The sequence below is a fragment of the Pseudomonas sp. R2-37-08W genome, from assembly GCF_003851705.1.
In the GTDB taxonomy this organism is placed as follows: domain Bacteria; phylum Pseudomonadota; class Gammaproteobacteria; order Pseudomonadales; family Pseudomonadaceae; genus Aquipseudomonas.
This window is the reverse complement of the sequence record NZ_CP027728.1, coordinates 666,467-687,719: the sequence shown is the minus strand read 5'-3', so window position 1 is coordinate 687,719 and position 21,253 is coordinate 666,467. Positions and strand designations below refer to the sequence as shown.

General features: G+C 60.8%; 22 protein-coding genes. 11 read left to right on the top strand and 11 right to left on the bottom strand.

Annotation, left to right across the window (positions count from 1 at the left end; all coding sequences use genetic code 11):
- Nucleotides 1–12: 12 nt before the first annotated feature.
- The gene (locus C4J93_RS02895) at nucleotides 13–384 is read left to right on the top strand and encodes a hypothetical protein (RefSeq protein WP_124428539.1); all 372 of its coding nucleotides are present in this window, start codon (nucleotides 13–15) and stop codon (nucleotides 382–384) included.
- Nucleotides 385–535: 151 nt separating this feature from the next.
- A complete protein-coding gene (locus C4J93_RS02890; protein ID WP_057702615.1) occupies nucleotides 536–1,168 on the top strand; it encodes a TetR family transcriptional regulator in 633 nt (210 codons plus the stop codon).
- Between the two features lie 4 nt (nucleotides 1,169–1,172).
- On the opposite strand, the gene C4J93_RS02885 is transcribed toward C4J93_RS02890, so the two are convergent.
- On the bottom strand, nucleotides 1,173–1,670 hold the full coding sequence (locus C4J93_RS02885) for a C40 family peptidase (protein ID WP_124361056.1): 498 nt from the start codon (nucleotides 1,668–1,670) through the stop codon (nucleotides 1,173–1,175).
- A gap of 339 nt (nucleotides 1,671–2,009) precedes the next feature.
- On the opposite strand from C4J93_RS02885, the gene ureE reads away from it, so the two are divergent.
- The 5 genes from ureE to C4J93_RS02860 all read left to right on the top strand — a co-directional run bounded on the left by ureE (nucleotide 2,010) and on the right by C4J93_RS02860 (nucleotide 5,682).
- On the top strand, nucleotides 2,010–2,510 hold the full coding sequence (gene ureE / locus C4J93_RS02880; protein ID WP_124428538.1) for an urease accessory protein UreE: 501 nt from the start codon (nucleotides 2,010–2,012) through the stop codon (nucleotides 2,508–2,510).
- A complete protein-coding gene (locus C4J93_RS02875) occupies nucleotides 2,507–3,181 on the top strand; it encodes an urease accessory protein UreF (RefSeq protein ID WP_124428537.1) in 675 nt (224 codons plus the stop codon). The genes ureE and C4J93_RS02875 overlap by 4 nt, the downstream gene beginning before the upstream one ends.
- A gap of 22 nt (nucleotides 3,182–3,203) precedes the next feature.
- Nucleotides 3,204–3,818 carry an urease accessory protein UreG gene (gene ureG / locus C4J93_RS02870; protein ID WP_057724209.1) on the top strand — a complete coding sequence of 205 codons (615 nt, stop codon included), beginning with the start codon at nucleotides 3,204–3,206 and terminating at the stop codon, nucleotides 3,816–3,818.
- Between the two features lie 20 nt (nucleotides 3,819–3,838).
- Complete coding sequence (locus C4J93_RS02865; protein ID WP_124428536.1) at nucleotides 3,839–4,411, top strand: HupE/UreJ family protein; 573 nt, start codon at nucleotides 3,839–3,841, stop codon at nucleotides 4,409–4,411.
- 170 nt (nucleotides 4,412–4,581) lie between these two features.
- Nucleotides 4,582–5,682 (top strand): AGE family epimerase/isomerase, encoded by a 1,101-nt coding sequence (locus C4J93_RS02860; RefSeq protein WP_124428535.1) that lies wholly within the window; start codon nucleotides 4,582–4,584, stop codon nucleotides 5,680–5,682.
- Nucleotides 5,683–5,790: 108 nt separating this feature from the next.
- Here C4J93_RS02860 and C4J93_RS02855 read toward each other — a convergent pair whose 3' ends face one another.
- The 9 genes from C4J93_RS02855 to C4J93_RS02810 all read right to left on the bottom strand — a co-directional run bounded on the left by C4J93_RS02855 (nucleotide 5,791) and on the right by C4J93_RS02810 (nucleotide 16,854).
- A complete protein-coding gene (locus tag C4J93_RS02855) occupies nucleotides 5,791–6,696 on the bottom strand; it encodes a cation diffusion facilitator family transporter (RefSeq protein ID WP_124428534.1) in 906 nt (301 codons plus the stop codon).
- A 187-nt stretch (nucleotides 6,697–6,883) separates the two neighbouring features.
- Nucleotides 6,884–7,648 carry an SDR family oxidoreductase gene (locus C4J93_RS02850; RefSeq protein WP_124361050.1) on the bottom strand — a complete coding sequence of 255 codons (765 nt, stop codon included), beginning with the start codon at nucleotides 7,646–7,648 and terminating at the stop codon, nucleotides 6,884–6,886.
- A 772-nt stretch (nucleotides 7,649–8,420) separates the two neighbouring features.
- Nucleotides 8,421–9,137 carry an ABC transporter ATP-binding protein gene (locus C4J93_RS02840; RefSeq protein WP_124361049.1) on the bottom strand — a complete coding sequence of 239 codons (717 nt, stop codon included), beginning with the start codon at nucleotides 9,135–9,137 and terminating at the stop codon, nucleotides 8,421–8,423.
- A complete protein-coding gene (locus C4J93_RS02835; protein WP_124384883.1) occupies nucleotides 9,134–10,009 on the bottom strand; it encodes an ABC transporter ATP-binding protein in 876 nt (291 codons plus the stop codon). Before C4J93_RS02835 ends, C4J93_RS02840 begins: the two co-directional genes overlap by 4 nt.
- Entirely contained in the window at nucleotides 10,006–11,283 is a 1,278-nt protein-coding gene (gene livM, locus C4J93_RS02830; RefSeq protein ID WP_124361047.1) for a high-affinity branched-chain amino acid ABC transporter permease LivM, read from the bottom strand. The genes C4J93_RS02835 and livM overlap by 4 nt, the downstream gene beginning before the upstream one ends.
- 2 nt (nucleotides 11,284–11,285) lie before the next feature.
- Nucleotides 11,286–12,200 (bottom strand): branched-chain amino acid ABC transporter permease, encoded by a 915-nt coding sequence (locus C4J93_RS02825; RefSeq protein ID WP_048727385.1) that lies wholly within the window; start codon nucleotides 12,198–12,200, stop codon nucleotides 11,286–11,288.
- A 200-nt stretch (nucleotides 12,201–12,400) separates the two neighbouring features.
- Nucleotides 12,401–13,537 carry a branched-chain amino acid ABC transporter substrate-binding protein gene (locus tag C4J93_RS02820; RefSeq protein ID WP_124361046.1) on the bottom strand — a complete coding sequence of 379 codons (1,137 nt, stop codon included), beginning with the start codon at nucleotides 13,535–13,537 and terminating at the stop codon, nucleotides 12,401–12,403.
- 374 nt (nucleotides 13,538–13,911) lie between these two features.
- Nucleotides 13,912–15,195, bottom strand: coding sequence for an FAD-binding oxidoreductase (locus C4J93_RS02815; RefSeq protein ID WP_124428533.1), 1,284 nt, complete (start codon nucleotides 15,193–15,195; stop codon nucleotides 13,912–13,914).
- A 168-nt stretch (nucleotides 15,196–15,363) separates the two neighbouring features.
- Complete coding sequence (locus C4J93_RS02810) at nucleotides 15,364–16,854, bottom strand: aldehyde dehydrogenase family protein (RefSeq protein WP_124402909.1); 1,491 nt, start codon at nucleotides 16,852–16,854, stop codon at nucleotides 15,364–15,366.
- 154 nt (nucleotides 16,855–17,008) lie between these two features.
- Between C4J93_RS02810 and C4J93_RS02805 the strand changes: the two genes are divergently transcribed.
- The 3 genes from C4J93_RS02805 (at nucleotide 17,009) to nadE (ending at nucleotide 20,153) form a co-directional block, all read left to right on the top strand.
- Nucleotides 17,009–17,899: a LysR family transcriptional regulator gene (locus tag C4J93_RS02805; RefSeq protein ID WP_124428532.1), complete on the top strand. Its 891-nt coding sequence runs from the start codon at nucleotides 17,009–17,011 to the stop codon at nucleotides 17,897–17,899.
- 208 nt (nucleotides 17,900–18,107) lie between these two features.
- The gene (gene pncB / locus C4J93_RS02800; RefSeq protein ID WP_124428531.1) at nucleotides 18,108–19,322 is read left to right on the top strand and encodes a nicotinate phosphoribosyltransferase; all 1,215 of its coding nucleotides are present in this window, start codon (nucleotides 18,108–18,110) and stop codon (nucleotides 19,320–19,322) included.
- 3 nt (nucleotides 19,323–19,325) lie between these two features.
- The gene (gene nadE / locus C4J93_RS02795; protein ID WP_124428530.1) at nucleotides 19,326–20,153 is read left to right on the top strand and encodes an ammonia-dependent NAD(+) synthetase; all 828 of its coding nucleotides are present in this window, start codon (nucleotides 19,326–19,328) and stop codon (nucleotides 20,151–20,153) included.
- 125 nt (nucleotides 20,154–20,278) lie between these two features.
- On the opposite strand, the gene azu is transcribed toward nadE, so the two are convergent.
- Nucleotides 20,279–20,725, bottom strand: a complete 447-nt coding sequence (azu, locus tag C4J93_RS02790) for an azurin (RefSeq protein ID WP_124428529.1) — start codon at nucleotides 20,723–20,725, stop codon at nucleotides 20,279–20,281.
- 332 nt (nucleotides 20,726–21,057) lie between these two features.
- On the opposite strand from azu, the gene C4J93_RS02780 reads away from it, so the two are divergent.
- A complete protein-coding gene (locus C4J93_RS02780) occupies nucleotides 21,058–21,240 on the top strand; it encodes a hypothetical protein (RefSeq protein WP_057724239.1) in 183 nt (60 codons plus the stop codon).
- Nucleotides 21,241–21,253 lie beyond the last annotated feature (13 nt).

The window sequence follows — 21,253 nt, the reverse complement described above, 5'->3', positions numbered from 1 at the left end:
GGAGCAACCCTCATGAAACGCCAAGTACTCGCTACCGTCCTGTTATCCATCCTGGCTACCAGTGCCTTTGCCCTGCCAGCCGCCGAACAGGCCACCCCACAGAACAAAGCCCAAGCCGTGCAGTCCAGCCAGACCCTGGCGCGCAGCGGTTCGCAAGAAGACGAAAACCGTGACTACGCCAAAGGCGCTGTCGCTGAAAACGGTTCGGAACAGGCCAACAAACGCGCCTACACCGAAGGCCTGACCGAAGGTGGCAACGACCGCCTGCAAGAAAAAGGTCTGGTAGAAGGCGGTGCTGAACAAGCCAATGATCGCGCCTACACCCAAGGTCTTGCTGAAGGCGGTGCCGACCGTCTGGAAGAACTGCATCAAGCACAGAGCTAAGCCCATGGTGGCCCATAAAAAAGCCCGGTCTGTCGATCGGGCTTTCGCTTTTATATAGACCGCGTCACGTCTCGCCCCCGCCAAGTTCGACGCCGGCAAAGCGGTTTTGCTAGAGTGCGTCGCTGTACTCGCCGACAAAGCCCATCCGCTCATGCTGCCCCGCGCCGAACAGAAGCAACAGACCCGCCTCGCCTTGATGGACGCTGCCCGCCATCTGATGGAGTGTGGCCGTGGGTTCGGCAGCCTGAGCCTGCGCGAAGTGGCCAAGACAGCGGGTATCGTACCCACCGGGTTCTATCGCCATTTCGCCGACATGGACGAGCTTGGGCTCGTATTGGTCAGTGAAGTCGGCCAGACCTTCCGCGCCACGATTCGCCTGGTGCGTCACAACGAATTCGTAATGGGCGGGATCATCGATGCGTCCGTGCGGATCTTTCTCGATGTGGTCTCGGCCAACCGTTCCCAATTCCTGTTCCTGGCCCGCGAACAATATGGCGGTTGCCTGGCGGTGCGCCAAGCCATCGGCGCCCTGCGCGAAGACATCACCCGCGACCTGGCGGCCGACCTCACGCTGATGCCCAAGCTGCAACACCTGGATGCCGAAGGTTTGCACGTAATGGCCGACCTCATCGTCAAAAGTGTGTTCGCCACCCTGCCCGATATCATCGACCCACCCGCCCACGCGTTGCCTGCCCATCTCACGCCCCAGGCGAAGATCACCCAGCAATTGCGCTTCATCTTTATCGGCCTCAAGCATTGGCAAGGCCTGGGCAGTACCGAGTAATGCCTCAGCCGGCCGTATGAAAGCGCTTGGCCGTGGTGTAGTTCTTGCTCCAATAGGTATTGCTCAACGAATCGATACGCACATTCTTGCCGGTACGCGGTGAATGGATGAATTTGCCTTCGCCGATATACAGCCCAACGTGACTCACCCGCCCCTGCCCGTTGCCTTTGAAAAAGACCGCGTCGCCCGGCTTCAACGCAGTGCGCTTGATGGTCGCGGCGGTGGAACGGTGCATCGCAGCCGTGGTGCGCGGAAGCTGAATATTCGCTTCGGTCTTGAACAGATAGACCAGGAAACTGCTGCAATCGAACCCTTGCTCGGTAGACGTACCGCCCCACTTGTAGGGTGTGCCGAGCAATTGATGGGCCCGGTCGATCACATCGTCGACCGAGGACGATGCGGGCTTGGAAACAAAGGTGGGCGGCTGTTGAAGAGTGGCCGAGGCTGATGAGATAAGGCACGACAGGCTGACAATGACGGAACAGATAAGTGACTTGAACATGATGAACATCGCAGTGAATTAAACACGGCGCGAATCTTAAACAACCCCCGTGTAACTCCACGAAGGCCGATTCCCGTGACCTTGTGGGAAAAATCCTTAAAAACGCCACGAAGAATTGGATGAAAGAAGTTTCATGCAACACATGGAGGTTCACCACGCAAAATGCCCTTTTACGGTGCTAAAGCCCGCTCAAGCGCACCAAATTGCCACACAGATGCACTCAGCGAGTGCCCTGCCTTGTGGCGCTCGCGCCCTGCTGACAGGAAATTCCTACGCGCCTGCCGGGTTGGCAAGCCCCTTGCTCTAGCTCCCTTATCGCTCATAGCCGGAAGCTTTCTGATGCTGGTGATCCACCGCCGAATCGCCCCGCAAGCCCTCTGGGCCGCCGAACTGCTGCTGAACTTCGAAGCCCGCAGCAAAAGCCGCCTGCGCTGTTTCAGTGCCGAGGGTGAAGACGTCGGCCTGTTTCTGGAGCGCGGGCAACCGCCGCTGCATGATGGCGAATTCCTACAAGCTGAAGACGGACGCGTCGTACGTGTCTGCGCGCGCCCTGAACAACTGCTGCATGTCACCTGCCGCAACGCGTTTGAACTGACCCGCGCCGCCTATCACCTGGGCAACCGGCATGTGGCCCTGCAGGTCGGCGATGGCTGGCTGCGCCTGCTCGATGACTACGTGCTCAAGGCCATGCTTGAGCAGCTGGGCGCCGACGTGCAGACCATCGAGGCGCCCTTCCAGCCTGAACACGGGGCCTACGGCGGTGGCCATCATCATTCGCGGCATGGCGATGAAGCGTTCAACTACGCGCCCAAACTGCATCAGTTCGGCGTGCGTCTATGAACCCAGCCTGGGCGCTGTTGCGCCTGGCCAGTCCGCAGTTGCCGATTGGTGGCTACAGCTATTCCCAGGGCCTGGAAATGGCCGTGGACAACGGCCGCGTCAACGATGCCGCCAGCGCGCGGCGCTGGATCAGTGATCAATTGCTGCTCAACCTCGCGCGTTTCGAAGCGCCGTTGCTGCTCGCCCATTGCGGCGCGGCCACAGAACAGGCGTGGCCACGCCTGGCGCAGCTGTGTGAAGAACACCGTGCCAGCCGCGAAACCCGCGAGCTGTATCAGGAGAGCCGGCAGATGGGCTACTCCCTGCAGCAACTGCTCAATGGCTTGCCGGAACTGGACGCCGCCGCCCGCGACTTTCTTGCCCAACACCCTGAACCCCATCTCGCCCTCGGCTGGGCGCTGGCCGCGCGGGCCTGGGCAATCAGCCCCGAAGACGCGCTCGCCGCCTGGCTATGGAGCTGGCTGGAAAATCAACTGGCCGTGCTGATGAAAACCCTGCCCCTGGGCCAGCAAGCCGCGCAGCGTCTGACCAGCGAGCTGCTGCCGCTGCTGCAACAGGCCCAGCAGCATGCCGACCGCATCGAACCCGATCATCTGGGCAGCGCCGCCTTTGGCCTGTCTTTGGCGTGCATGGCTCATGAACGCCAGTACAGCCGCCTGTTCCGTTCCTGAGACCGTTTTTGGAGAACCTGACATGAACACACAACCCCTGCGCGTCGGCATCGGCGGCCCGGTAGGCTCCGGCAAGACGGCCCTGACCCTGGCCCTGTGCCTGGCGCTGCGCGAGCGCTACAACCTGGCGGTGGTCACCAACGACATCTACACCCGCGAAGACGCCGATTTCCTGGTGCGCAACCAGGCCCTGGCGCCGGAGCGCATCATCGGCGTGGAAACCGGTGGCTGCCCGCACACAGCTATCCGCGAAGATGCCTCGATCAACCTGGAGGCGGTGGACCAACTCAACCGGCGTTTTCCCGGCCTGGACCTGATTCTGGTGGAGTCCGGCGGCGACAACCTGTCGGCGACGTTCAGCCCCGAGCTGTCAGACCTGACCATCTATGTGATCGATGTGTCCGCCGGCGACAAACTCCCGCGCAAGGGCGGGCCCGGTATTTGCAAATCCGACCTGCTGGTGATCAACAAGATCGACCTCGCGCCGCTGGTGGGTGCCTCGCTGGAGTTGATGAACAGCGACACCCAACGCATGCGCAATGGCAAACCCTTTGTGTTCAGCAACCAGAAAACCGGCGTCGGCCTGGATGAAATCGTCGCCTTTATCGAACGCCAAGGCCTGCTGACCGCTGCCTGATCCCCCTACGGAGCGTGTGTATGAACCTCAAGAAACTGTTCGCCGCCGCCATGTTGCTGCTGGCCCCCGCCCTCGCGTTTGCTCACCCGGGTCACGGCGACAATGGCCTGGTTGCCGGCATCAGCCACCCCCTGGGCGGTCTCGATCACTTGCTGGCCATGGTTGCGGTCGGGCTGTGGGCGGCGCAGCAAAAAGGCAATGCACGCTGGGCCCTGCCTTGCGCCTTCGTCGGCACCATGTTGATTGGCGGCATGCTGGGGTTTGAAGGCCTGCAATTGCCGGCGCTGGAAAGCGGGATTGCCGCCTCGGTGCTGGCGCTGGGCCTGGCGGTGGCGCTGGCGGTACGGCCGCCGTTGTTCGTGGCGGTGGCGGCAACGGCGTTGTTTGCGCTGTTTCACGGCGTGGCCCATGGTTTGGAGCTGCCGGACATGTCCAGCCCCTGGGCGTATGCGGCGGGGTTCGTCGGCGCAACTGCGGCGTTGCACGCGGCGGGCTATGCGGTGGTACGTTTGCTGCCAGCGGCGGCGGCACCGTTGGTGCGGGTGGCCGGGGCTGCGTCGGCGGCGACTGGGGTCTGGTTGTTGGCGGGCTGATCTTCAGCGCTGCTGAGGGCCTCATCGGGGGCAAGCCCCCTCCCACATTTGAATGTATTCACAAATTAAAATGTGGGAGGGGGCTTGCTCCCGATAGCGGTGCCACAGACAACACAGTTCCCAAGCCTGATACCATGCGCGCCACACCCCTGCCGTGACGACGCCAGCCGATGCCCCAACCTCTTTTGAATTCCGTGCTCACGCACTTCCACGACCTGATCGTGCCGCTCTGGCAGGGCCCGGGCTGGAATGCCGACCTGGCGCTGCCGTACGAGGCACTGGACGCCGATCACCAGCCGTTACCCCCACAACGCTACCGCGCCATGGCCTGCGCCCGGCAGTTGTACCTGTTCGCCAGCCTGATCGGCGAACCCGGTGCAGCCTTTGCAGAGGAGCGCGCCGCCACCCTGTTCCGCTCCTTGCAAAGGCACTTCCACGACGCCGAACACGGCGGCTGGTTCTACAGCATCGACCCGGCCGGGCAGCCGCTGGATAAACGCAAAGACCTCTATACCCACGCCTTCATCATCTTTGCCTGCGCCCATTACTGGGCCAAGGTGCGTGAACCATTGGTGGAATCGGTGCTCAATGCCGCGCTTGCCGTGGTCGCCGAACGCTTCGCCAGCGGCGACGGCCTCTACGAAGCGGTGCTCGAGCGCAACTGGTCAAGCCTCAAGTCGGGCCCCTTGCAGAACCCGCTGATGCACCTGGCCGAAGGCTTTCTCGCCACACTGGCGGTGCGTGACGATTCCCTCACGCGTGACGCATTGCTGGACTTGGCCGGCGCCCTGCAAAAGCGCTTTATCGACCGCCAGCACGGCGTGATGATGGAAAAACCCCTGGGCGCTGTGGATAACTGGTTCGAGCCAGGGCATCAGTTCGAGTGGTTCTTTTTGCTCGAGTCGTCAGAGGTGCTGCGCGGTACAGCGCTGCATGCCTCACTGACACGAGCGTTTGCCTATGCTGAGCAAAAGGGTGTGGATAGGTTAAGCGGTGCGGTCAGCGGCATGCTTGCCCTGGACGGCAGCGTGCGCGACGCTACTCAACGTATCTGGGCGCAGGCTGAATACCTGCGGGCGTTGACCTTGCGGCCCGGCAGCGAAACGGTGGTGCAACGCCAGTTGCTGGCGCTGCAGAACAACTTCCTGCACGACAAGGGCTGGCATGAATGCCTGGATGCCCAGGGTGCGGTGAGCCGACGGGACATGCCCTCGACCACGCCTTACCATTTGGCTACTTGCTATCAGGGGCTGATTCAGCATTTGGGCTGACCTTCAGGCCTCATCGGGAGCAAGCCCCCTCCCACATTTGAATGTATTCACAAATCAAAGTGTGGGAGGGGGCTTGCTCCCGATAGCCTTACCTCGGTCTGACTGACTTCACGCAATCCACTTGCGATCCCCAGTAAAACTGATCGTCAACCAGCGCGCCGCATCCGGCGTGCCTAGCCCTGTGGATATCTCCTCGCGCAGCAGGTCGAGGGTCGCGACGTTATCCACCGGGTAATCCGCCGGCAACACCACATGGATTTCGATGAACCGCGCCCGCCCGTGCTTTTGCACATAGGACACGTAGTCATCGAAACCATGCCTGGCCTTGGCCGCGTCCATCACTTCGCGCACGGTGTCGTCCAAATGATCCGGGGCAATCCCCAGCACCTCACGCAACGCCGGGCGCAGGATCTTGAAGGCCGGCGCCAGCATGCTCAGGGCCAACAGGATCAGGATCAGCGGGTCGACATACACCGCCCACTCGCCATACCCCTGGGACTTGAGCAACAGCGCCGCCAGAAAGCTGATCAACAGGCCCACCGACAGCATTGCGTCCACCAGCCAACTGATATTGTCGAACTGGATCAACGAGGATTTCAGCGCGCGATTGCGGTAGCGCACATAGAAGAAGTAGGCGAACTCCACCACGGTAAATACCGCCGCATAAATGATCACCAGCCCCAACTCGATCTCGCGCCCGCCGTTGATGATGCCGAACACGCCGTTGAGAAACGCATAGATGGCGATCAACAGCAGAAAGCTGCCTTCGATCAACAGCACCATAGGCTCCAGGTGCCAGTAGCCGAACTGGAACCGCTCGTTGCTTTTCTTGGCGATCAGCTTGGCCGTGATCAGCATCAACACCTTGATGGCGGTGGCGATCAGCGAGAAAAAGCCGTCGAACAGAATGGATTGGGCGCCGGATATCACACCCGTGACAATCCCGGCGATCGCAACTGCGAACATCAGGATGGTCGATTGTTTGAGCAGTGCCTGCTCACCTCGGTTACTCACATTTCCTCCCGTCAAAACCTTTAAACCGCACAGTGCGGAGGGTCTTCAGGCGTGGAGTGTACCTTATGCCCTGTTTTTGGCAGATTTGACGTCATCGGGGGCAAGCCCCCTCCCACACTTGGCTATGTGAACCCGATCCAATGTGGGAGGGGGCTTGCCCCCGATGCAGGCGACTCGGTGTTAAGCCTTACTTGGCCCCGCGCTCAATCGCAAACCCAGCCCAGGTCTGGCTCACCGGCATCAGCTCCAAGCGGTTGATATTCACGTGCGCCGGCGTATTCAGCACCCAGAAGATCGTGTCGGCAATATCCTGCGGCTGGATCGGCTCGGCGCCCGCGTAGGTCGCGTCATAACGCGCCTGATCACCACCGAAACGCACCAGGGAAAATTCGCTCTCGCACAAGCCCGGCTCGATGTTGGTCACCCGCACACCGGTGCCTTGCAGATCGCAGCGCAGGTTCAGCGAGAACTGCTTCACGAACGCCTTGGACCCGCCATACACATGGCTGCCCGGGTAAGGGTAGTTACCGGCGATGGAACCCAGGTTGATGATCCCGGCACCACGGCCATGGGCGATCAGGCGCGGCAGCAGCAGGTTGGTGGTGGTCAGCAACCCTTTGATATTGGTGTCGACCATGGTTTCCCAATCGTCGAGGTTGCACTTGGGCGCAGGGTCGGTGCCCACGGCCAGGCCGGCGTTGTTGATCAGCCCGCGCAACGTGGCGAACGATGGCGGCAAATTGGCGATGGCGTCTTCCATGCCTTTGCGATCACGCACGTCCACCACCAGGCCATGCACTTCGGTTTGCTTGGAAAGTTCTTCGACCAGCGCATTCAAGCGCTCGGCACGCCGACCGGTGAGCACCAGTTTCCAGCCAGCTTCGGCAAAACGGCGGGCACAGGCTTCACCGAAACCTGAAGTGGCGCCAGTAATAAACAGCGTGTCGGACATGGTGGTCTCCTTGCGGGCAACGGGAAAAGTTGCCAGCAGAATGCCCTTACGCTGCCCTCGCGGCAACCGCTAAGCGCGCACCTTCATACTCGCCTGATCATTTTTTAACCACGTTTGGCAGAGCTATGCAGATCAAGGCCTGCAGCCACATACGCGCAGGTTATCCACAACTGCGCCCACAGTCTTTGGGGGCAAGTGCAAATCGCCTTGAGCCGCGTTATACAAGGCCTGCAGGAGCTTTTAGAAAGTTTTTTGCTTGACCTGGACAGAGGCGTATGTAGGCGTTTTCCCCGGTGAACATCTAGACGATGGCTCCAGGCCAGTCAATCCGGCCTCTGCGGCAGTCTTTCCAGAGTTTAGTCACAGACTTATCCACAGGCTGGAGTGACACGCAACGGTCATATACCTGTGTCTTTAAACAGGTTGACAAACCCCTCGAAGGGTCCCGAAAAAGTGGCTGGTCAAATACTAACCACACCGCTGCAAGCCACGGTTTCAGAGGCTTTCAGCCAGCTACTCCCACCTTACCCACAGCCGGTTCCACAGCGGATGGGGACAAGTCAAAACTGTGACAAAACAGGGATTTGCGGCGGCTATATGTCGCGCTTTGGAGGGGGGCTGAATTTGTTTTCCACAATTTGGTGCAGGCCTTGTGGATCACACAAAACAATGTGGGAGGGGGCTTGCTCCCGATAGCGTTTTGTCAGTCAGCACATCTGAAACTGACACTCCGCTATCGGGAGCAAGCCCCCTCCCACAGGGTACCGCGCAGTCAGTGACCGCCCAGGTAGGCGTTGCGCACTTCCTCATTCACCAGCAGTTCCTTGCCCGTACCGGTCAGGCGAATCTCGCCGTTGACCATGACATAGGCGCGGTCCGACAAGCGCAGGGCGTGGTTGGCGTTCTGCTCCACCAGGAAGATGGTCATCCCGGTGGAGGCCAGCTCGCGCAGGGTGGAAAAGATCTGCTTCACCACGATCGGCGCCAGGCCCAGGCTGGGCTCATCGAGCAGCAACAGCTTGGGCCGGCTCATCAGCGCGCGGGCGATGGCGAGCATTTGCTGCTCGCCACCGGACATGGTCATCGCGCGCTGGTTACGCCGCTCCTTGAGCCGTGGAAACAGCTCGAACATGCGCTGCATGTCTTCCTGCGCGAACTTGTCGCCAATGGGGATGGTGCCCATCAGCAGGTTTTCCTCGACGGTCATGTCGGGGAATACCCGCCGCCCTTCCGGCGATTGAGCGATGCCGTTGGAGGCGATGTAGTGGGACGACTTGTGGGTAATGTCCACGCCGTTGTAGAGAATCTGCCCCGACTCGGCCCGTGGCTGGCCGAAGATCGACATCAGCAGCGTGGATTTGCCCGCGCCATTGGAGCCGATCAGGCTCACGGTTTCGCCTTCGTTGATGTACAGCGAGACTTTTTTCAGGGCCTGGATCGGGCCGTAGAACACGTCCAGGTCCTTCATTTCGAGGATAGGCCCGTTCATACGAGTTCCTCTTCGTCTGCGCCCAGGTAGGCGGCGATCACTTTCGGGTCGTTGCGGATCGCGTCCGGCCCGCCTTCGGCGATCACGTTGCCGTGGTCCAGCACCACGATGTGGTCGGAAATACTCATCACCATGCCCATGTCGTGTTCGATCAGCACCACTGTGAGGTCGTGTTCGTCGCGCAGCAGGCGAATCATCGCGCTGAGGGCTTCGGTTTCCTGAGGGTTGAGGCCCGCCGCCGGTTCATCCAGGCAGATGATCTGCGGCCGCGTGCACATCGCGCGGGCGATTTCCAGGCGGCGCTGCTGGCCGTAGGAAAGCTCGCCGGCGAGGCGGTTGGCGCAGTCCACCAGATCGACCACTTCCAGCCAGTAGAAGGCATGGTCGAGGGCATCGCTTTCAGCTTTGCGGTAGCCCTTGGTATTGAGAATACCCGCGAGCATGTTGCGGTTGACCCACATGTGCTGGGCCACCAGCAGGTTTTCCAGCACCGACATTTCCTTGAACAGGCGAATGTTCTGGAAGGTCCGCGCCAGGCCCGCGCGGTTCACCAAGTGGGTGCCGCCGAACATCTTGTAGTACACCCGGCTGAGGAAGCTTTTCGGCGAGACGAAATCGGTGGCCTGGAAGCGCTCACCCAATAACTGGATCACATTGGTCTGCTTGCCACGCACGTTGAGTTCGATCTTGCCGCCACTGGCCTTGTAGAAACCGGTGAGGCAGTTGAACACGGTGGTCTTGCCGGCGCCGTTGGGGCCGATCAGGGCAAAGATCGAGTTGCGCTTCACCTTGAGGCTCACATCGCTCAAGGCCTTGATGCCACCGAAGTGCATCATCAGGTGTTCAACGGAAAGGACGACTTCCTTGCTCATGGCGCCACTCCTTTACGTGGTGTTACACCGGTACGGCTGATGCGGATCAAGCCGCGCGGTCGCCAGATCATCATCACCACCATCAACACGCCAAACAGCAGCACGCGGTATTCAGAGAAGCTGCGCAGCAGTTCCGGGGCAACGGTCAACACGAACGCCGCGATCACCACACCGACCGTCGAGCCCATGCCGCCCAGGACCACGATGGCCAGGATCAACGCCGACTCGAAGAAAGTAAACGACGACGGGTTGACGAAGCCCTGGTAGCTGGCAAAGAACACCCCGGCCAAACCGGCCGTGGAGGCGCCGATGGTGAACGCCGAGAGCTTGACCAGTACGTGGTTCAGGCCCATGGAGCGACAGGCGATTTCATCTTCGCGCAGGGCTTCCCAGGCACGCCCGACCGGCATGCGGGTCAGGCGATGCTTGATGTACAGCACGGCCAGCACCACCAGGAACAGCACGATGTAGATGAACATGAACTTGATATTGGGGTTGTAATCGATGCCGAAGAACTCGTGGAAGGGGATGCCGCCGTCCTTGGCTCGCTTGCCGAACTCCAGGCCGAGGAAGGTCGGCGAAGGCACCGGCATGCCGTTCGGGCCACCGGTGAACGACAGCCAGTTGTTGAGCACCAGGCGAATGATTTCACCGAAGCCCAGGGTCACGATGGCCAGGTAGTCACCATGCATTCGCAATACCGGAAAGCCGAGTATGCATCCCGCCAACGCCGCCGCGATGGCGGCCAGCGGCAGCACCGTCCAGAAACCCAGGCCGAGGTATTGGTAACCCAGCGCCAGGCCGTAGGCGCCGATGGCGTAGAACGCCACATAACCCAGGTCGAGCAGACCGGCCAGGCCCACCACGATGTTCAGGCCCAGGCCGAGCAATACGTAGATCAGCCCGAGGATCACCACGGTCAGCAGGTACTTGTTGGCAAAGATCGGAAACACGATGGCGATCACGATCAGCGCCGGAATGATCCAGCGCAGCCGCGACTTGTAGTCCGGCGCCCGCACGTGCACGCCGGAGCCGCTGCTTTCGAAACCCTGCAGGATCTTCACGCCCTTGGGGGTTTGCAGGAACAGGCTGAGGGCAAAGCGCCCGGCCATCACGATGGCGACCAACGTGGCCACGCGCGCCGGTTCCAGGTTGAAGCTGTAGCCGTCGAGCACCACGCCGACGATCGGGCCGAACACGATCAGCGAAATCAGCCCGGCGAGGACCGTATCGACCACACTTTTCTTGATATCGATAGATTTGGCAGCAGACATGTTTACACCTTCGCCACGAGTGGGCGACCAAGCAGGCCCTGGGGACGGAAAATCAGAATCACCACCAGCAGGGAGAAACTGAACACGTCTTTGTAGTCGGAGTTGATCAACCCCGAGAACAGCGACTCGGAGATACCGAGGATGATCCCGCCCAGCATCGCCCCAGGCAGGGAGCCGATGCCGCCGAGTACCGCTGCGGTAAACGCCTTGATGCCGATGATGAAGCCGGCGTAGAAGTCGAAGGTGCCGTAATTGAGGGTGATCAGCACGCCGGCCAGGGCGGCCATGGCGGCGCCGATGACGAATACGTAGGAGATCACACGGTCGGTGTTGATGCCAAGGATCGAGGCCATCTTGCGGTCTTGCTGGGTGGCGCGGCACATGCGGCCGAGCTTGGTGTATTTGATGATGTAGGTAAGCAACGCCATGCCGGCGAATGCCGCCACGAGGATGAACACTTTGGTGTAGGTGAGTTGCACGAACCCGGTGCCGATATCGACGCGCCAGGCGCCGGCCAGCAGGGTGGGAATGCCTTGTTGCTTGGCGCCCTGGGCGATCTGCGCGTAGTTCTGCAGGATCAGCGAGATACCGATGGCGCTGATCAGCGGAGCCAGTCGGGTGGAGTTGCGCAGCGGTTTGTAGGCGACACGTTCGATGACCCAACCGTACACGCCGGTGACGACGACGGTGAAGACCAAAGTGCCGAGAATGAGCAGCGGGAAGGATTCGATGCCGAAGTAAGCCAGCAGTGCCAGACTGATCGCCGCGAGGTAAGCGGAAATCATATAAACCTCGCCGTGGGCGAAGTTGATCATGCCAATGATGCCATAGACCATTGTGTAGCCGATGGCGATCAGGCCATAGACCGACCCGAGGGTCAGGCCGTTGACCAGTTGCTGCAGGAAAATACCATCCATAACGCAATCTCACGCGGTGAGAACCTGCACACCGGTGGGTGTGCGGTTCTTCTGGAGGAAAAGACAGATCTTGATAACAGCACGGTCTCCTGTGGGAGGGGGCTTGCTCCCGATTGCGGTGTGCCAGTCAATAGATTTGAACCTGATCCACCGCTATCGGGAGCAAGCCCCCTCCCACATTGGGACTGTGGTGCAGAGCCTTACTTCTGCTTTTCCAGCTGGTGGTATTTACCGTCTTTGTCCCACTGGTAAACCACATAGTCGGAGATTTTCAGGTCGCCCTTGGTATCCCAGGCCTTTTCGCCCATGACGGTTTTAACCGGGTGAGCCTTCAGCCACTTGGCTGCGTCCTCGCCCTTGTTCGACTTGGCGCCGTTGAAGCCGGCGGCCAGGGCCTGGATCGAGGCGTAGGCGTACAGGGTGTAGCCTTCAGGCTCGGTGCCGTTTTTACGGAACTGCTCCACCACCGCCTTGCTGTCCGGCAACAGGCGCGGGTCGGCGCCGAAGGTCATGTAGACGCCGTCCACGTACTGCGCACCACCGGCGGTCGCCACCAGTTCGTCGGTCACGATGCCGTCGTCGGACATGAACTTGACGTCTTTCAAGCCGGCTTCACGGATCTGGCGAACCAGCGGGCCGGCTTCCGGGTGCAGGCCGCCGAAGTACACGACGTCGGCGCCCAGGGAGCGGATCTTGGTGACCAGGGCGCTGAAATCTTTCTCGCCACGGGTCAGGCCTTCCTCCAGCACCGGCTTCACGCCGCGCTTGGTCAACTGGGCTGCGGTGGCGTCGGCCAGGCCCTTGCCGTAGGTGTCTTTGTCGTTGATGACCGCGACTTTCTTGCCCTTGAGCACGTCGACGATGTAGTCGCCGGCGACGATGCCTTGTTGGTCGTCACGCCCGCACATGCGGAACATGGCGCCCAGGCCGCGCTCGGTCACCTGTGGGTTGGTGGAGCCTGGGGTGATTGCGATGATGCCCGCTTCGTCATACACCTCGGAGGCCGGGATGGTGTTGGAGGAGCAGAAGTGCCCGACCACGCCGATCACTTTGTCCTGGTCGGCCAGGCGGTTGGCCACGGCCACCGCTTGTTTCGGCTCGCAGGCGTCATCCCCGGCCACCAGCACGATTTTCTCGCCGTTGACGCCACCCGCCTTGTTGACCTCATCGGCTGCCGCCTGGGCACCCTTCATGTACTGCTCACCGAAAGCGGCGTTGGCACCCGTCATCGGGCCTGCCACGCCAATTTTCACATCAGCTTGAACAAACGTAGAAACACCCAGCGCCGCTGCAACGGCGAGGGCCAGAAAACCTTTCTTGTAAAACGTCTGGGACATGAGTGGTGCTCCGATATTTTTGATTTTTGGCACGACAACTTGCATTCAAACTTTTCACTGAAAGCTCAGAGCAAGCCGCGTGCCATTACTTTTTTATTCTTCAAAAAGACACGGTGTCATTGTTATTGCTGGCGTTTCGAGTCCTTTCGCCAGGACGTGCAACCGTCTAGCTCCGACAGGTGCAACCGGCACACCAAAAAAGTACAACCCCGAACGGTGGCACCTGCAACCGGAGGGATAAACGACAGCTCCACTACTTGTAACCAGCTGCGTAACGGAACTGCACATTTACAGTGCGCGATTGCTACGACTTGCACCAATACAGATGGGTAGCCGGCTAAGAAAATGCCGGCTTCCGCGCGCTATTTCGCGGATCAGATCACGATCCGCAGACATTGCCCGGCGTGATACAGCGAGAATCCCGCTTCATACAGGCAACTGCGCAGGCCTGCGCCCGCCAGCGGCTGCATCGGTGTAAAGGGAATCGGCAGCGCCTGGGGATTCTGGTGACACAAATAGTCGGCAAACGCTTTACCGACCACGCTGCCGGTGGTCACTCCACGCCCGTTATAGCCGGTGACCGCCACCAGCCCCGGCGCCGGCTCGAACAAACGCATCAAATGGTCGGGTGTAAAGGCAATGCAGCCGGTCCAGGTGTATTCCCACTGCACCGATTTGAGATACGGGAAGTAGTGCTGCTGCACCCGATCGGCCCACGCCTTGAGGAACCAGGCCGGCTTCTGGTTGCCGTTGCCCAGGCTGCCGAGCAACAGGCGGCCATCGGCATCGCGGCGGATGCTGCTCAGCACCTGGCGCGTATCCCATGAACCCTGGCCACCCGGCAGGATGCGTGTGGCGGCGTCATCGGTGAGCGGTGCCGACGCAACCTGATAGTAATAACCGGGGAAGAAATTGCGGCGCAGCTCGGTCCATTCGCCTTCGGTGTAGGCATTGGAAGCGATCACCACCTGTGCGGCCCGCACCGCACCCTGGGCGGTCTGCACCAGCCAGTCTGCGCCCTGGCGCTCAAGCTGGGTGACCGGGGAATGATCGAATAACTGCCCGCCCAACCCAACGGCCGCATTCGCCAGGCCGCTGGTGTAGGCCATCGGGTTCAAGGTGCCGGCGCGTCGGTCCAGCAACGCGGCGGCGATTTTCGTGGTGCCGGTGGCCTGCTCGCACGCCTGCCCGGTCAGCAACTCGACCGGCGCACCGCGGCGCTTCCATTGCGCTTCGCGGCTGCGCAAGTCCGCCTCGCCACGGGCGTTGTGCGCCATGTGCAAAGTGCCCTCGCGGCGCAGTTGGCAATCGATGGCGTATTTGTCGATCAGGCCGAACACCAGCGACGGCGCGGCGCCCAACATGCGGTTGAGCTGACTGCCCACGGCTTCGCCGAAACCGGCTTCGATCTCGTCCGGCGGGATCCACATGCCGGCGTTGACCAGCCCGACGTTGCGCCCCGAACCGCCATGTCCGGTGCGGTGAGCCTCCAGCACCGCGACGCTTTTACCCTGTTCCAGCAAGTGAATGGCCGCCGACAAACCGGTGATGCCGGCACCGATCACGCACACATCCACCTTGATTTCGCCTTTGAGCGCAGCGCGATCCGGCCGGCTCGGGGTGAGGTGTTCCCACAAACATGTTTCGCGTAATGCCATTGCCAGACTCCGGGATGAAACCTAACAAACAACGATTATTTTGACGTGCAAACCCAATCAACTGTGGGAGGGGGCTTGCCCCCGATGGCGGCGTGTCAGCCAACCGTTGCACAGCTGATCCACCGCTATCGGGGGCAAGCCCCCTCCCACATTGATCTCACTGCGGCTTCAGTCGAAGGTGATGCCCTGAGCCAGCGGCAACTCCAGCGAGTAGTTCACGGTATTGGTCTGGCGCCGCATATACCCGCGCCACGCATCCGAGCCCGACTCACGCCCGCCGCCCGTCTCCTTCTCACCGCCAAACGCACCACCGATTTCCGCGCCACTCGGGCCGATGTTGACGTTGGCAATCCCGCAGTCACTGCCCACTGCCGACATGAACTGCTCGGCTTCGCGCACATCGGTCGTGAAGATGCATGACGACAACCCTTGTGGCACCGCGTTGTTCAGGCGCAGGGCCTCGGCGAAGTCGGTGTAACCGATCACATACAGAATCGGCGCGAAGGTCTCGGTGCACACCACATCGCTCTGCTCGGGCATTTCCACAATCGCCGGCGACACGTAGTAGGCGTTGGGGAACTGGTCTTCGAGCTGGCGCTTGCCGCCGAACACCTTGCCGCCCTCGCTCAGAGCTTGCTCCAGGGCGTCCTGCATGTTGTCGAAGCCATGCTTGTCGATCAGCGGGCCAATCAGGTTGCCTTCCAGCGGGTGGCCGATGCGCACCTTGGCGTAGGCGGCCTTGAGACGGGTGACGATGTCGGCCTTGACCGATTCATGGGCGATCAGCCGGCGCAGGGTGGTGCACCGCTGGCCGGCGGTGCCGACCGCACTGAATAGGATGGCGCGCACGGCCATGTCCAGGTCAGCACTGGGGCTGAGGATCATCGCATTGTTGCCGCCCAGTTCGAGAATGCTGCGGGCAAAGCGCGCGGCGACTTTCGGCGCCACTTCGCGGCCCATGCGGGTGCTGCCGGTGGCGCTGATCAGCGCCACACGCGGGTCATCCACCAGCGCGGCGCCGGCATCGCGGCCGCCGATAATCACTTGGCTGAGGTACTGCGGTGCATCCTTGAAGTTCTTCAACACCCGTTCGAACAGCGCCTGGCAGGCCAGCGCGGTGAGCGGGGTCTTTTCCGACGGCTTCCAGATCACCGCATTGCCGCACACCAGCGCCAGCGTGGTGTTCCACGCCCACACGGCCACCGGGAAGTTGAACGCGCTGATCACGCCGACCACGCCCAGCGGGTGCCAGGTTTCACGCATATGGTGGCCGGGACGCTCGGAGGCGATGGTCAAGCCGTAGAGTTGGCGCGACAAGCCGACGGCGAAGTCGCAGATGTCGATCATTTCCTGCACTTCCCCCAGGCCTTCCTGGGTGATCTTGCCGGCTTCCCAAGAGACCAGCTCGCCAAGGTCGGCCTTGTATTGGCGCAACATGTCGCCCAACTGACGCACCAGCTCGCCGCGTCGCGGGGCCGGCACGTTGCGCCAGGCGTCGAATGCATGCTCGGCGCGACTGACCTGCTGCTCCACCTCGGCGGCGCCTTCCCAGTGCACACTGCCGATACGGCTGCCATCGATCGGCGAATGCACGGGCTGGGTACCCGCCTGGTACAGCGCCGGGTTTACCCCTAGACGGTCAAGCAATGCGGCAACCATGGGTCACTCCTTCAAACAAAAGCAGAAAAATGTGCGCCGCAACCGGCGCGGCGTTCCAGGCCTCATTTGTAGCTGGCCCAAGACTTGCCAACAAACGACGATTAGGCGAGATATCATTCCGTTTATTCATGCAAAGAATAAAAAGAGGCATGCCGTGCTGAACAAAAGACATTTGCCTTCGATCACCGCCCTGCAGTGTTTCGAAGCCGCCACCCGCCACCTGAGCTTTACCCGCGCCGCCGAGGAACTGAACCTCACCCAAAGCGCGGTGAGCAAACAGGTGGCGCAGCTGGAAGAGTTGCTGCAACACCTGCTGTTTCGCCGGGTGCGGCGCCGCTTGCAGATGACCCCGGCGGGCGATCTGTACCTGGTGGAAGTGCGCAAGATCCTCACCCAGGTGGAGATGTCTACCCACTACCTGCGTTCCTACGGCGGCGAAACCGAAGTACTGCGCGTGTCCACGCCCTACACCTTCGGGGCGCGCTGGCTGGTGCCGCGCCTCAAGGGCTGGCGCCTGCGCCACCCGCAGATTCATTTGGACCTGTGCAACGAACAGGAACCGGACGAACTGCTGCAAGGCAAGGCCGACATGGCGTTCTACTTCGGCCAGGGTTCACGCCCCGGCACCGAGAGCTTGAAGCTGTTCAGCGAAGAACTCATCCCCGTGTGCTCCCCGGAGAGCCTGCCGACAGCGCCGTTCACCGACCCCACCCAACTGAGCGAGCTGGTGCTGCTGCAAAACGCCTCACGCCCCCAGGGCTGGCATGACTGGTTCGCCAGCCAGGGTTTTCACACCGAGCACAGTTATCACGGGCCGCGCTTTGACACCTTCTATATGTGCATTCGCGCGGCGCAAGTCGGCTGCGGCGTGGCGCTGCTGCCGCGCTTTCTGGTGGAAGAGGAACTGGCCGACGGCAAGCTGGTGATTCCCTGGCAGCATGCAATGCCCAGCCAGGATGCGTATTACCTCTCCTATCCGGAGCATTCGGCGGAGGTGCCCAAGGTGCGCGAATTCGTGAAGTGGATGATGGAGCAAGTTGTGTAGTGCCTGAAATACCGCTATCGGGAGCAAGCCCCCTCCCACAGGTTGGAATGCATTTCAAAATGTGGGAGGGGGCTTGCCCCCGATGGCGCCAGTGGCCTTGGCAAAAAAATCACTGGCAAACCGACCCAGGTCTATGCGCCACTAGCCCCCTTCCTCAATTGAGCGTAAAGGCCGGCGCCCCTCGCCGACCCGTCTGGAGATTCCCGTTATGAGCGAGAGTGTGTTTGCCGATCGCATCGTGCAGAACCTGCTCGACACCGACTTCTACAAGCTGACCATGATGCAGGCGGTGCTGCACAACTACCCGAACGTGGAAGTTGAATGGGAGTTCCGTTGCCGCAACAGCGAAGACCTGCGCCCTTACCTGGCGGAGATCCGCCACCAGATCGAGCGCCTCGCCGAGCTGAGCCTGAGCCCGGACCAATTGGGTTTCCTGGAGCGCATCAGCTTCATGAAGCCGGATTTCTTGCGTTTTCTCGGGCTGTTCCGCTTCAACCTGCGCTACGTGCAGACCGGTATCGAGAACGGCGAGCTGTTTATCCGCCTGCGCGGGCCGTGGCTGCATGTGATCCTGTTTGAAGTGCCGATGCTGGCCATCGTCAGCGAAGTGCGTAACCGCTACCGCTACCAGACCGTGATCCTGGAACAGGCCCGCGAGCAGCTGTACCGCAAGTTCGACTGGCTGACCGCCAACGCCAGCAGCGATGAGCTGTCCGAGTTGCAAGTGGCCGACTTCGGCACGCGTCGGCGCTTCTCGTACCGGGTGCAGGAGGAAGTAGTCAGCGTGCTCAAGCACGACTTCCCCGGGCGTTTTGTCGGCACCAGCAACGTGCACCTGGCCCGCGAGTTCGATATGAAACCGTTGGGCACCATGGCCCATGAGTGGATCATGGCCCACCAACAACTCGGCCCGCGCCTGATCGACAGCCAGATCGCCGCCCTCGATTGCTGGGTCCGCGAATACCGTGGCCTGCTGGGCATCGCCCTGACCGATTGCATCACCACCGATGCATTCCTCGGCGACTTCGATTTGTACTTCGCCAAGCTGTTCGATGGCCTGCGCCACGACTCCGGCGACCCGGTGCAGTGGGCGGAAAAAGCCATCGCCCACTATCACAAGCTCGGCATCGAGCCGATGAGCAAGACCCTGGTGTTCTCCGACAGCCTGACGCTGCCCAAGGCCCTGGAGATTTTCCGTGCGCTGCGCGGTCGGATCAATGTGAGCTTTGGCATCGGCACCAACCTGACCTGCGATATTCCAGGGGTGGAACCGATGAGCATCGTGCTTAAAATGACCGCCTGCAATGGCCAGCCCGTCGCGAAGATTTCCGATGAAGCGGGCAAGACCCACTGCACCGACCCCAATTTCGTCGCCTATTTGCGTCACGTTTTCAAAGTACCTGCCCTATCCAGCAAGGAGTGAATCATGCAAGCCGTACAGCGTGAGATTGCGCAGCAGCTCAAGGTGCAAGCGCCGTTCAAAGACCAGGCCGCCCTTGAGGCAGAAGTCGCCAGGCGCGTGGCTTTTATCCAGGACTGCCTGCGTAATTCCGGGCTCAAGTCGTTGGTACTGGGCATCAGTGGCGGTGTCGACTCCCTGACCGCAGGCCTCTTGGCCCAGCGCGCCGTGCAGGAACTGCGCTCCAGCAGCGGCGACGAGGCCTTTCGGTTTATCGCCGTGCGCCTGCCCTACGAAACCCAGTTCGACGAACTCGAAGCCCAGGCGTCGGTGGACTTCATCGAACCGGACGAGCGCCATACCGTCAACATCGGCCCGGCGGTCAAAGCCCTGGCCAATGAAGTGGCGGCGTTCGAGGGCAAACCGGTGGCCTCCCGCGACTTCGTGCTGGGCAACACCAAGGCGCGCATGCGTATGGTCGCGCAGTACACCATCGCAGGCGCGGCCGGTGGGCTGGTGATCGGTACCGACCATGCGGCGGAAGCGGTGATGGGCTTTTTCACCAAGTTCGGTGACGGCGCCTGCGACCTGGCGCCGCTGAGCGGGCTGGTGAAAAACCAGGTGCGGGCGATTGCGCGGCATTTCGGCGCGCCGGAGTCGTTGGTGGAGAAAGTGCCGACCGCCGACCTGGAAGACCTGTCGCCCGGCAAACCGGACGAAGCGTCACATGGCGTGACCTATGCCGAGATCGATGCGTTCCTGCACGGCGAGCCGGTGCGGGAGGAGGCGTTCAGGATTATTTGCGAGACTTACCGCAAGACTGAGCACAAGCGGGTGATGCCGTTTGCGCCTTGAGATGAGGCAGGTAGTGTTGCGTTGATTGTCAGACCGCTATCGGGGGCAAGCCCCCTCCCACACTTGATTTGTGAATACATTCAAATGTGGGAGGGGGCTTGCCCCCGATGAACGATAACGCGGTCTTATTTGAGGACCACAGTACCCTTCATCATCGAGATGTGGCCTGGGAACGAGCAGAAAAACGCGTAATCCGTACCTGCGGCCAGTTTGGACACATCGAAGGTCACCGAATCTTTCTCGCCGGCACCAATGATTTTGGTGTGGGCAATGATGCGGTCGTCATCGGCTTTCAGGTAGTCCTTGTCAATACCTGCGGCCATACCGTCGGTGGCAACGGGCTGCATGTTGGCGGCGCTGGTCAGCACCCAGTTATGGCCCATGACGTTTTTCGGCAGGCTGCCAGAGTGAGTCAGCTCAACGGTGAACTGCTTGCAGCTCTTGTCGATGGTGATTTCTTTGGTGTTGAACGACATCTGGTCGGTGGAGTCGACAGTGACCTTGCACTCTGCGGCAAGCAACTGGCCGCTAGCCAGAGTCAGCAGGGAAACAGCAACGAGTTTGGCGAACATGTGAATCTCCAAGGCAGGGTTGAATAACGCGTATTGCGACAAGGGTGCCTCATTCAGGCGTGAGTTCTTATGATCTGCATCAACAGATTGTATACAACTTTAGGCTATCAGACTGATCAACACAATCTACCAGCCAACCTCGCCGCAACTGAATATGATCGGCCCATCACCCTTGGAGCCTGAGCCATGCACCTCAATCAACTGTTCAACGGCCTGCTGGCCGCTTACGCCAGCGGTAAGTGAAGGCCAAGCGCGCTGCTAAGCTGCTACCATAGCGACCCAAGGCAGCCGCGCGCCGCCCACCCTCACCTTCGTACCCTAGAGGATCGCCCATGGCCAAACCTAATTACTCCTTCGCCAAACGTCAGAGAGACTTGGCCAAGGAACAGAAGAAAGAGGAAAAGCTGCAACGCAAGAAAGCCGCTGCAGATGAAGAAGCTGGTGCACTGAACCCGGATGCGGAAGGTGAAGTGGCAGCAGACGAGACTGAAACACCGAAAGACCCGGCTGAATAATTGATCGTTCCCA

Coding starts and splice junctions, on each gene's coding strand:
- nadE (WP_124428530.1), top strand. CDS start 19,326: ATGCAAGCCGTACAGCGTGAGATTGCGCAGCAGCTCAAGGTGCAAGCG.
- C4J93_RS02825 (WP_048727385.1), bottom strand. CDS start 12,200: ATGGATGGTATTTTCCTGCAGCAACTGGTCAACGGCCTGACCCTCGGG.
- C4J93_RS02780 (WP_057724239.1), top strand. CDS start 21,058: ATGGCCAAACCTAATTACTCCTTCGCCAAACGTCAGAGAGACTTGGCC.
- C4J93_RS02820 (WP_124361046.1), bottom strand. CDS start 13,537: ATGTCCCAGACGTTTTACAAGAAAGGTTTTCTGGCCCTCGCCGTTGCA.
- C4J93_RS02860 (WP_124428535.1), top strand. CDS start 4,582: ATGCCCCAACCTCTTTTGAATTCCGTGCTCACGCACTTCCACGACCTG.
- C4J93_RS02865 (WP_124428536.1), top strand. CDS start 3,839: ATGAACCTCAAGAAACTGTTCGCCGCCGCCATGTTGCTGCTGGCCCCC.
- C4J93_RS02810 (WP_124402909.1), bottom strand. CDS start 16,854: ATGGTTGCCGCATTGCTTGACCGTCTAGGGGTAAACCCGGCGCTGTAC.
- C4J93_RS02815 (WP_124428533.1), bottom strand. CDS start 15,195: ATGGCATTACGCGAAACATGTTTGTGGGAACACCTCACCCCGAGCCGG.
- pncB (WP_124428531.1), top strand. CDS start 18,108: ATGAGCGAGAGTGTGTTTGCCGATCGCATCGTGCAGAACCTGCTCGAC.
- C4J93_RS02835 (WP_124384883.1), bottom strand. CDS start 10,009: ATGAGCAAGGAAGTCGTCCTTTCCGTTGAACACCTGATGATGCACTTC.
- livM (WP_124361047.1), bottom strand. CDS start 11,283: ATGTCTGCTGCCAAATCTATCGATATCAAGAAAAGTGTGGTCGATACG.
- azu (WP_124428529.1), bottom strand. CDS start 20,725: ATGTTCGCCAAACTCGTTGCTGTTTCCCTGCTGACTCTGGCTAGCGGC.
- C4J93_RS02890 (WP_057702615.1), top strand. CDS start 536: ATGCTGCCCCGCGCCGAACAGAAGCAACAGACCCGCCTCGCCTTGATG.
- C4J93_RS02875 (WP_124428537.1), top strand. CDS start 2,507: ATGAACCCAGCCTGGGCGCTGTTGCGCCTGGCCAGTCCGCAGTTGCCG.
- ureE (WP_124428538.1), top strand. CDS start 2,010: ATGCTGGTGATCCACCGCCGAATCGCCCCGCAAGCCCTCTGGGCCGCC.
- C4J93_RS02885 (WP_124361056.1), bottom strand. CDS start 1,670: ATGTTCAAGTCACTTATCTGTTCCGTCATTGTCAGCCTGTCGTGCCTT.
- C4J93_RS02840 (WP_124361049.1), bottom strand. CDS start 9,137: ATGAACGGGCCTATCCTCGAAATGAAGGACCTGGACGTGTTCTACGGC.
- C4J93_RS02895 (WP_124428539.1), top strand. CDS start 13: ATGAAACGCCAAGTACTCGCTACCGTCCTGTTATCCATCCTGGCTACC.
- C4J93_RS02850 (WP_124361050.1), bottom strand. CDS start 7,648: ATGTCCGACACGCTGTTTATTACTGGCGCCACTTCAGGTTTCGGTGAA.
- ureG (WP_057724209.1), top strand. CDS start 3,204: ATGAACACACAACCCCTGCGCGTCGGCATCGGCGGCCCGGTAGGCTCC.